Raw genomic sequence first — 9,242 nt, 5'->3', positions numbered from 1 at the left:
GGGGGCGGGGGGCGGGGGTCGCCGGGTGGGCTGGGGGGGGGGGGGGGGGGGGGGGGGGTGGGGGGGGGGGGGGGGGGGGGGGGGGGGGGGGGGGCGGGGGGGGGGGGGGGGGGGGGGGGGGGGGGGGGTTGGGGGGGCTGGGGGGGGGGCGGGAAGCTCATGACGGGCGACGGGCGACGGGCGACGGGCGACGGGCCTCAGGCCACGGGCAGCGAGGGCAGGAAGCGGGCAGCGGGCCACGGCTGGCGGCTGGCGGCTGGCGGCTGGCGGCTGGCGGCTGGCGGCTGGCGGCTGGCGATGAGAGGCAATTAGCGGGTGGCAGCGGGAGGCGTGAGGTTCGAGGCGGTTGGTGTGGCACAGGATCTCGGTTGAACGGACCGTTCAACCTTGCAAGGCGCGGGCTGGGCGCGGTTGTGGGCACCTGCTCGCGCCTGTGGCTGTGGCTGCGGCTGCGAGTGTGGCTGCGGGTGCGGGTGTGGCTGCGGGTGCGAGTGTGGCTGCGACTGCGGGTGCACCTGCGGATCAACACGAGGGGCCGCCCACCTGGGCGGCCCCTCGATGCTGGTCCTCGTCGCCGTGTGAGCGGGTTACTCGCCGATCACCGGCTTCGCCGCCTTCGGCGGCTCCTCGGCCAGGGGGTCGCCCTGGATGCGGACCTTGCGCTGGTGGTCCTTGCCGCCCTCCTGGCCTCCCATCGGGGCCATCGGGGCTCCGCCCATCATGCCCATGCCGCCGCCCGCGCCTCGCGCGCCGCCCGCCGGGGCGCCGCCGGGGGCGCCTGGCGCGGGAGCGCCTGCCGCCCCGGACGGGAGGACGCCGGACGCGCCGCCTGCCTGCATCGGCGGGGGGGTGGCGCCGCCTGCACCGCCCAGGCCGCCTGCGGAACCGGCACCGCCGAAGCCGCCGCCACCGCCGCCGAAGCTGGGCATCGGGCCGCCGCCCCCACCGGCGCCACCACCGGCACCGCCACCACCACCGAGGTCACCGCCGAACGGCTTCACGGTGGGGATCGGGGGCGTGGTCAGCGGGGGAACCGTGGGAGTCGTGTTGGTCGCGTGCGTGACGTCGCGCGCGGGCAGCGGGGTCACGCCGGTGACGCCGCTCCCGGCGGGCACCCAGCGGCCGGGTTCCCAGTGGCCGCCCGACGAACCGCCCGACGAACCGCCGGAACCGCCGTAGCCGCCCGAACCCGCGGAGCCGCCTGCCCCACCGCCGACCGTGGGCGGCCTGGACACCGACGAACCGCCCGTGGAGCCCCCGTAGGACCCGCCGACCCCACCACCGACCCCACCGACACCGCCACCGACCACGGGCGGCTGGGACACGACCGGCCTGCCGCCCGCGCCGCCGTACCCGCTGTCGTAGCCGGAACCGGCGCCGACGCCCGCACCGGGCCCGAGCGTGCCCGGCTGGTTCACCGCGGCCCCACCGCCCGCGCCGTTCGCGCCGCTGGTCCAGGTGCTCCCGCTGCCGTTCTCGCTGTACCGGGTGTTCGCCCCCCGGTCCATGTTCGCCAGCTGCTCGCCGGTCAGCCCGAGGCCGCCCGCGCTGAGCCGGGGGTTCCCGCCCGCGCCCGCCGCGCCCGCCGAGTTGGAGTGCGTCATCGCGGTGATCGCCTGCAGGACCTGCTTCGCGGTCTGCGCGATCTGCGCGACGGACTTGATCAGGTCGATGAGCTTCTTCAGCGAGGTCGCGAGCTTCTGCAGGAAGTCCACGAACTTCTTCGCGTAGTCGCACGCCATCCGCACGATGTCGCCGATGGCGGCGGCGATGGAGGCGCCGAAGGTCAGCCAGGACACCGACAGCCACTGGATGATCTTCATGACCATCTCGGACACGGCCTTGCCGATCAAGTCCATGATCGTCTTGCGGACGGTGCCGACCAGCTCGCCCGCGCCCTTGGCCGCCGTGGAGATGCCCTTGGCCGCCTTGGCCAGCGTCTCCAGGCCGGACGAGTGCTTGGTCGCGGCGGCCCGGTAGCCGTCGGCCGAGCGGCCCCGCCAGCCCTTCGTCTCCTCCACCGAGGTCCGCCGGTAGTCCGCGACGATCGACTCGACCTGCTTGGCCGCGTTGGCCCAGCTGTCGGACATCTTGGTGATCGCCTGCGGGTTGCCCAGCAGCGCGTCGAACGGCTCCTTCAGGAACGACACGTGCTGCACGGCCCAGCTGAACCCGGCCGAGACCAGCCCGCCCATGGGGTTGCTCGCCAGCCCGACCACGCTCATGGCCGCGTTGGCCATGCCGAGCCCGGCCGCGACCCAGTCGCCGCGCTCGATCGCGTCGGCGGTGCCCTTGACGTCGCCGACCAGGTTGGCCGGGTCGCGCTGCTGGGTGGTCGAGACGTCGGTGCCTGCCTGGGGGGTCATCCGCGCGCCTTTCCGGTGAAGCCGAACGCGTTGTCGAGGTCGACGTTCTCGTACAGGTCGGCGACCTCCTTGAGCCCCTGGCACATGTCGGCCACGGTCTCGGCGGCCTGGCCGAGGATGTCCTGGGAGACGCCCGCCTGCTTGAGCAGGAACTCGGCCAGGAACGACCCGAAGATCCCGAAGGCGTCGGTCGCCAGGGAGGGGTCGGCGGTCTGGGTCGCCGTGACCATGCGCTGCGTCAGCTGGTCGACCGTTCCCGCGTGCCCCCGGATCTGCTCCGGGCTCACGTTGAAGGAGTCGAACATCGATCTGTCCCCCGGCTCTTCTAGGCCATCACGTCTGGCGGGTTGGTGAAGTAGTCGTCGTCGGGCCTGGTGTCCCGACGCTGCACCTCGGGAGCCGGTTCCACCGGGTCCGTGCCGTCACCCGAATAGCCGTTCGGCATCCGGGACTTCACGAACTCCAGGGCCGGGCTGTCGCCGACCAGCTCGGACACGATCTCGACGACCTGCCCGGCGGCGGCGCGCTGCGCCTCGGCGACGGCCTTGAGCACGGCCGCCGCGATCCGCTCCGGGTCCTCACCGCGCAGCGCCGGGCGCATGATCAGGTCGGTCAGCGCGCCGGAGGCGTTCACCGAGACCGTGATCAGCCCGTCCGGGGAGGTGGCGCTGCCGCCCACCCCGCCGAGCTTCGCCTCGGTCTGCGCCGCCTCGCGCTTGGCCTGCTCGATCTTCTGCCCGTACTGCGCGAGCCACTGGTCCGGCTCCATCTGCACCCCTCATCGCACACCGGGCTCACCCGCCCTGTGCCGGTTCGACCCGTCGTCGTTCGATTCGGTTCCGGCGACCCCATCGTTTCACCCGCGCGTGGCCGAATTGGGCCATCCGGGGGAATGTCCCGCTGACCGTGCGGTCAGGTTGCCGTCCTGTTGGGTTTTCGCAACACTTCGTCCATGAGTCCGGTGCGCCGGGGCTCCGAGCAGCCCATCCACAACCGGATCGGCGTGCTGCGCGCGGAACGCGGGCTGAGCCGGGCCGACCTCGCCGAGGCGGTGGAGGTGAACCCGCAGACGATCGGCGCGCTGGAGCGCGGCGACCACTACCCGAGCCTGGACCTCGCGCTGCGCATCTGCGAGGTGTTCGGGCTGCCCGTCGAGGCGGTGTTCGGCCGCGCTCCGTTCGAACCGCTGTCCACCCAGGTCTACCGCCGGTGATCCCGGTGAGCGAGGAGGAGCGAGGGTGTCGCAGGGGCTGCTGGAGGTCGACCGGGTCTCCAAGCGCTACGGGGACGTCGTCGCGCTGCGGGAGATGACGTTCGAGGTGCGGGCGGGCGAGCTGTTCGGGTTCGTCGGCAGCAACGGGGCGGGCAAGACCACCACGATGCGGATCGCGCTGGGCGTGCTGGAGGCGGACTCCGGGCAGGTGCGGTGGAACGGCGCGCCGATCGACCTGCGGACCCGCCGGTCGATCGGCTACATGCCGGAGGAGCGCGGGCTCTACCCGAAGATGCGGGTGCTGGAGCAGCTGGTGTACCTGGCCGAGCTGCACGGTCTCGCGCCGGGCGAGGCGCTGCGGTCGGCCGAGCTGTGGGTGGACCGGCTGGGGCTGCGGGAGCGGCGGCGCGACGAGGTGCAGAAGCTGAGCCTGGGCAACCAGCAGCGGGTGCAGCTGGCGGCGGCGCTGGTGCACCGGCCCGAGGTGCTGGTCCTGGACGAGCCGTTCTCCGGGCTGGACCCGGTGGCGGTGGACGTGATGAGCCAGGTGCTGCGCGAGCAGGCCGCCGCCGGGGTGCCCGTGGTGTTCTCCAGCCACCAGCTGGACCTGGTGGAGCGGCTGTGCGACCGGGTGGGGATCGTGCGCGGCGGGGCGATGGTGGCCTGCGGGACCGTGGACGAGCTGCGCGCGGGCGGGGTGGAGCGGCTGGTCGTGGAGGCGCCCGGCGCGCCGCCCGGCTGGGCGGACGCGGTGCCCGGCGTGCTGTCCGCGCGGCACGAGGGCGCGCGCACCGTGGTCGAGCTGGCGCCGGGCGCCGACGACCAGGCGGTGCTGGGCGCGGCGCTGGCGACCGGGCCGGTGCGCGAGTTCTCCCGGCGGCGGCCGTCGCTGACCGAGTTGTTCCGCAGCGTCGTCACCAGCGAGGAGAGCGCCGCATGAGCGCACCGTCCCCCGGCCGCTCGCTGTCCCCGGCGCGCGCGGTCCTCCTGGTGGCGCGCCGGGAGTTCCTGAGCAAGGTGCGCACCCGGTCGTTCGTGGTCGGCACGGTGGTGATCATCGCGGCGATGGCGGGGTTCGTGGCGCTGCAGGCGCTGCTGTTCACCTCGGCGTCGACGTCGGTGGTCGGGCTGAACGGGCAGGCGACGGTGCTCGCGCAGCCGCTGGAGGAGACCGCGCGCTCGCTCGGGCGCGAGGTCGAGGTCGTGGACGTGCCGGACTCGGCGGCGGGTGAGGGGCTGGTGCGGTCCGGGGAGCTGGACGCGCTGGTGCTGGGCGCGCCGGACGCGCTGCGGGTGCTGGTCAAGGACGGGCTGGACCCCTCGCTGGCGAACGCGGTCGACCTGATCGTGAAGCAGCAGGTGCTGGCGGCGCAGCTGGCCGAGGCCGGGCTGGACCCGGCGCGGGTGCAGCAGAACGTGGCGGACGCGCGGGTGCGGGTCGTGGCGCTGGACCCGGAGGACCCGATGGTCGGGCAGCGGCTGGTGATCGGGCTGGTGATCGCCGGACTGCTGTACTACTCGCTGCTGGTCTACGGGACGATGGTCGCCCAGGGCGTGGTGGAGGAGAAGTCGAGCCGGGTCGTGGAGATCCTGCTGTCGACGTTGCGGCCCGCGCAACTGCTGATGGGCAAGGTGATCGGGCTCGGCGCGGTCGGGCTGGCGCAGCTGCTGCTGATCGGCGCGATCGGGCTGGGACTGGCGTCGGCCGCCGGGGTGGTCCGGGTGGACGGGCCGACCGGCGGGGCGCTGCTGATCGGGGTGCTCTGGTACCTGCTGGGGTTCTTCCTGTACGCCACGGTGTTCGCGGCGGCGGCGTCGCTGGTGTCGCGGCAGGAGGAGGTCCAGTCGGTGCTGACGCCGATCACGATGCTGATCGTGATCGCGTTCGTGGTGGGGTTCAACCTGCTGGTCAGGGACCCGGCGAGCAGGCTCGTGGCGGTGCTGTCGGTGCTGCCGCCGTTCGCGCCGATCCTGATGCCGGGGCGGATGGCGATCGGGGCCGCGCCCGCGTGGCAGGTGGTGCTGGCGGTGGTGCTGGCGCTGGGGGCCGCGGTGGGCGTGGTGTGGGTCGGCGGGAAGGTGTACGCGAACGCGGTGCTGCGGACCGGGGCGCGGGTTCGGCTGCGGGACGCGCTGCGATCGCCGCGCGGGACCGCGCGGGGGGCGGCTCGGCGGTGAGCTCGGGCCGGTGGATTCGGGCCGGTGGATTCGGGCCGATGAGTGCGTGGCGGTGAGTGCGCGGCGGTGAGTGCGCGGCGGCGAGTTCGCGCTGGTGAGGCCGTTCGGGGGTAGCGCTGGCGGTAGCTCGAGGACTATCCCTGGCGTGGCAGACCCCGCGCCCCCGCGTCGTTAGCGTTCTGCGGTGTGGACGAATCGCGGGACGTGGTGGGCGCGTTGCGGCGCAAGGGGTTCCTGGTCTCGGTGTGGCCGTGGCGGGCGCTGCTGCACGCGCTGACGACGCCGCTGGTCGCGGCGGTGGCGGCGGCGCCGCTGGCCCCGGTGGGGGTGCTGTGGGCGGCGGCGGTGGTCAAGGTGGTGCGCGGCGAGGCGGTGAGCGGGGTCATGCCGGTGGCGGCGCTGCTGCTCGGGGCGGCGCTGGCGGCGGCGCTGCCGGTGCTGTCCGCCCCGGTGGCGTGGGCGGAGCGGTGGCGGCTGGTGCTGCTGGGGGACGAGCGGTTGGCCGCGGTGCGGCCCGCGCCGGGGCTCGGGGCCTGGGTGCGGAGCCGGTACCTGACGGCGGCGGCCTGGCGGGAGACCGGGTACGCGGTGCTGCTGGCGCTGGCCGGGACCGGGCTGGGCGGGGTGCTGCTGCTGGCGGGCGGGGTGCCGCTGGCGATGCTGCTGGCGCCGCTGCTGGTCACGCCGGACTCGCCGCTGGTGGTGCTGGGGTGGCGGGCCGTGACGCCCGCGGACGGGCTGTGGTTCACGGCGGCCGGGATCGCCCTGGTCCCGGTGCTGGCGTACGCGGTGGGGCTGCTCGGGGCCGGGCACCTGCTGGTCGGGCGGGCGCTGCTGCGCGGTGACGAGGCGCTGCGGGCCGAGCTGGCCGAGGTGGCGGGGTCGCGGGCGCGGCTGGTGGACCGGTTCGACGCCGAGCGGCGCAGGATCGAGCGGGACCTGCACGACGGGGCTCAGGAGCGGTTGGTGGGGTTGACGCTGCGGCTGGGGCTGGCGAAGGCGGAGCTGCCGGAGAACGAGGACGTGGCGGCGGCGCACGACCAGGCGAAGCGGTTGATGGTGGAGCTGCGGGAGCTGGTGCGGGGGATCCACCCGGCGGTGCTGACCGATCGCGGGCTGGGGGCGGCGCTGGCCGAGCTGGCGGACCGGTCGGTCGTGCCGGTGGTGCTGCGGGCGCACCTGCCGACCCGGCCGCCCGCGCACCTGGAGTCCGTGGCCTACTTCGTGGTGGCCGAGGCCGTGGCGAACGCGGTCAAGCACAGCGGCGCGGGCGAGGTGCTCGTTCGGGCCGGGATCGAGGGCGGGGGCGTGGTGGTCGAGGTGCGGGACGACGGGCGGGGCGGGGCCGATCCGGCGGCCGGGAGCGGGTTGACCGGGCTGGCCGACCGGGTCGCGGTGGTGGGCGGGAGGCTGTCGCTGTCCAGCCCGGCGGGCGGGCCGACGGTCCTGCGGGCGACCCTGCCCCTGAGCGGCTGAGGGGGCGGGGCGGTGCGGGTGGTGCTGGCCGAGGACGGGGTGCTGCTGCGGGCCGGGGTCGAGGAGCTGCTGCGGCGGTTCGGAATCGAGGTGGTGGCCTCGGTCGGGGACGCCACCGCGCTGCTCGACGCCGTGGCCGCGCACTCACCCGACCTGGTGCTCACCGACGTCCGGATGCCGCCGGGCGACGGGGACGACGGGCTGCGCGCGGCGGTCCGGCTGCGGGCGGCCGACCCCCGGCTGCCGGTGGTGGTGTTCAGCCAGTACGTGGCGGGCGAGTACGCGGAGGAGCTGCTCTCGTCCGGCGACGGGCAGGGGGTCGGGTACCTGCTCAAGGACCGGGTCGTGGACGTCGCCGAGTTCGTCGACGTGCTCAGGCGGGTCGCCGCCGGGGGGACGGTGATCGACCACGAGGTGGTCCGGTCGCTGCTGGGCAGGCGGCGCGACCCGCTGGCCCGGGTGTCCGGGCGGGAGCGGGAGGTGCTGGCGCTGGTGGCCGAGGGGATGGCGAACTCGGCCATCGGGCGGCGGCTGTGCGTCAGCGAGGCCGCGGTGCACAAGCACGTGGGGAGCATCCTCCTCAAGCTCGGGCTGCCGCCGGGGGTGGAGGGGAACCGGCGGGTGCTGGCGGTGCTCGCCTACCTGCGGGCCTCGTGACGGGCGCGGGGCGGGCACAGGCGGGCGAGCGGGCGCAGGCGCAGGCGGGCAGGCGGGCGGCTACTTGATCGCGGCGAAGCGGTCCAGGGCCACCTGGCGCTCGTGGGCGTGGTCCACGATCGGGTCCCTCGGCTGGTGGACCGCCTTGCCCGCCACGTCACGCAGCTCCGGGACGTAGCGCCGGATGTAGTCGCCCTGCGGGTCGAACTTCTGCCCCTGGGTGATCGGGTTGAACACCCGGAAGTAGGGGGCCGCGTCGGTCCCACTGCCCGCCGCCCACTGCCAGTTGTGCTGGTTCGAGGCGAGGTCGCCGTCGACGAGGTGCTCCATGAAGTGCCTCGCGCCCCACCACCACGGCAGGTGCAGGTCCTTGACCAGGAAGCTCGCCGTGATCATCCGGACGCGGTTGTGCATCCAGCCCTCCGCCAGCAGCTGGCGCATCCCGGCGTCCACGATCGGGTAGCCGGTGCGACCCTCGCACCACGCGTGGAAGTGGTCGCGGTCCTCGTCCAGCTCGATGCGGTCGAAGCGGCGGTCGAGGTTGCGGCGGGCGCTGGCCGGGTGGTGCCAGAGGACGTCGGCGTAGAACTCGCGCCACGCCAGCTCGTTGCGGAACACCGCGGAGCCCTCGTCCTGGCCCAGGTCGTCCAGGAGGGTCCTCGGGTGCACCACGCCCCAGCGCAGGAACGCCGAGAACCGGCTCGTGCCGTCCACGCCGGGGATGTCGCGGGTGCGGTGGTAGTCCGGGAGGCGCTCGTCGCGGAAGCGCTCCCACAGCTCGGCCACGTCCGGCAGGGGCTCCGCCCTGGGGCGGGTGCTGCGCGGGGGCTCAATCCAGTCCACGGTGGACTCGTCGGTGTCCGCGGGCTTGCGCCAGCCGTGGTCCAGCCAGGCCCGGTAGAACGGGGTGAACACCCGGTAGGGGGCGCCGTCCGCCTTGCGCACGCGACCCGGCTTCACCGCGTACGGGGAGCCCGCCTCCACCAGCTCGACCCGCTCCCCCACGGCCGCGTCGCGCTCGCGCCCGTACGGCCCGGTGTCCGCCGAGACGTGCACGGTGTCGGCGCCGACCTCCCGCGCCACGGCGGGGACCACCTCGACCGGGTCGCCCTCCACCACCATGAGCCTGCCGCCCAGCCGGTCGTCCAGGGACTTGAGGCAGCGGTGCAGGAACTCGACCCGCGGCTTCCCGGACGGGCGCAGGAGCTTCGGGTCGAGCACGACCAGGGCCAGCGCGCGGTCCGCGCGGTCCGCCGCCTCCAGCAGCGCGGGGTGGTCCTCCACGCGCAGGTCTCGGCGGAACCACACCACGGTCGAGGAAGTCACCCGGCCGACCCTAGGAGCGCCCTCAC

At 74.8% G+C, this 9,242-nt stretch carries 9 protein-coding genes; 5 read left to right on the top strand and 4 right to left on the bottom strand.

The features are described 5' to 3' along the window. Window positions 1-587 precede the first annotated feature (587 nt). The 3 genes from ACTUAL_RS26865 to ACTUAL_RS26855 are packed head-to-tail and all read right to left on the bottom strand — an operon-like array spanning window position 588 to window position 3,135. On the bottom strand, window positions 588-2,366 hold the full coding sequence (locus ACTUAL_RS26865) for a WXG100 family type VII secretion target (protein ID WP_440902198.1): 1,779 nt from the start codon (window positions 2,364-2,366) through the stop codon (window positions 588-590). Next, the gene (locus ACTUAL_RS26860) at window positions 2,363-2,671 is read right to left on the bottom strand and encodes a type VII secretion target (protein ID WP_012783166.1); all 309 of its coding nucleotides are present in this window, start codon (window positions 2,669-2,671) and stop codon (window positions 2,363-2,365) included. The genes ACTUAL_RS26865 and ACTUAL_RS26860 overlap by 4 nt, the downstream gene beginning before the upstream one ends. Before the next feature lie 20 nt (window positions 2,672-2,691). Then, on the bottom strand, window positions 2,692-3,135 hold the full coding sequence (locus ACTUAL_RS26855; RefSeq protein ID WP_440902197.1) for a YbaB/EbfC family nucleoid-associated protein: 444 nt from the start codon (window positions 3,133-3,135) through the stop codon (window positions 2,692-2,694). A 183-nt stretch (window positions 3,136-3,318) separates the two neighbouring features. Between ACTUAL_RS26855 and ACTUAL_RS26850 the strand changes: the two genes are divergently transcribed. The 5 genes from ACTUAL_RS26850 (at window position 3,319) to ACTUAL_RS26830 (ending at window position 7,890) form a co-directional block, all read left to right on the top strand. Then, window positions 3,319-3,579, top strand: coding sequence for a helix-turn-helix transcriptional regulator (locus tag ACTUAL_RS26850; RefSeq protein ID WP_012783164.1), 261 nt, complete (start codon window positions 3,319-3,321; stop codon window positions 3,577-3,579). 25 nt (window positions 3,580-3,604) lie between these two features. Beyond that, complete coding sequence (locus ACTUAL_RS26845) at window positions 3,605-4,519, top strand: ABC transporter ATP-binding protein (protein WP_096491357.1); 915 nt, start codon at window positions 3,605-3,607, stop codon at window positions 4,517-4,519. Beyond that, the gene (locus ACTUAL_RS26840) at window positions 4,516-5,757 is read left to right on the top strand and encodes an ABC transporter permease (RefSeq protein WP_096491356.1); all 1,242 of its coding nucleotides are present in this window, start codon (window positions 4,516-4,518) and stop codon (window positions 5,755-5,757) included. The genes ACTUAL_RS26845 and ACTUAL_RS26840 overlap by 4 nt, the downstream gene beginning before the upstream one ends. A gap of 186 nt (window positions 5,758-5,943) precedes the next feature. Further along, window positions 5,944-7,233, top strand: coding sequence for a histidine kinase (locus ACTUAL_RS26835; RefSeq protein WP_440902196.1), 1,290 nt, complete (start codon window positions 5,944-5,946; stop codon window positions 7,231-7,233). 12 nt (window positions 7,234-7,245) lie between these two features. Next, window positions 7,246-7,890, top strand: a complete 645-nt coding sequence (locus ACTUAL_RS26830; protein ID WP_440902195.1) for a response regulator transcription factor — start codon at window positions 7,246-7,248, stop codon at window positions 7,888-7,890. 60 nt (window positions 7,891-7,950) lie between these two features. Here ACTUAL_RS26830 and ACTUAL_RS26825 read toward each other — a convergent pair whose 3' ends face one another. Then, window positions 7,951-9,216, bottom strand: coding sequence for a cryptochrome/photolyase family protein (locus ACTUAL_RS26825; protein ID WP_440902194.1), 1,266 nt, complete (start codon window positions 9,214-9,216; stop codon window positions 7,951-7,953). Window positions 9,217-9,242: the final 26 nt, after the last annotated feature.

It is taken from the genome of Actinosynnema sp. (assembly GCF_052038725.1).
Note: the sequence above shows the minus strand (reverse complement) of the source record. Positions and strands in the feature narration are given on the sequence as shown.

What these genes read in the sequence shown, in the direction of transcription:
- ACTUAL_RS26865 (WP_440902198.1), bottom strand. Translation starts at nt 2,366, where the DNA reads ATGACCCCCCAGGCAGGCACCGACGTCTCGACCACCCAGCAGCGCGAC.
- ACTUAL_RS26860 (WP_012783166.1), bottom strand. Translation starts at nt 2,671, where the DNA reads ATGTTCGACTCCTTCAACGTGAGCCCGGAGCAGATCCGGGGGCACGCG.
- ACTUAL_RS26855 (WP_440902197.1), bottom strand. Translation starts at nt 3,135, where the DNA reads ATGGAGCCGGACCAGTGGCTCGCGCAGTACGGGCAGAAGATCGAGCAG.
- ACTUAL_RS26850 (WP_012783164.1), top strand. Translation starts at nt 3,319, where the DNA reads ATGAGTCCGGTGCGCCGGGGCTCCGAGCAGCCCATCCACAACCGGATC.
- ACTUAL_RS26840 (WP_096491356.1), top strand. Translation starts at nt 4,516, where the DNA reads ATGAGCGCACCGTCCCCCGGCCGCTCGCTGTCCCCGGCGCGCGCGGTC.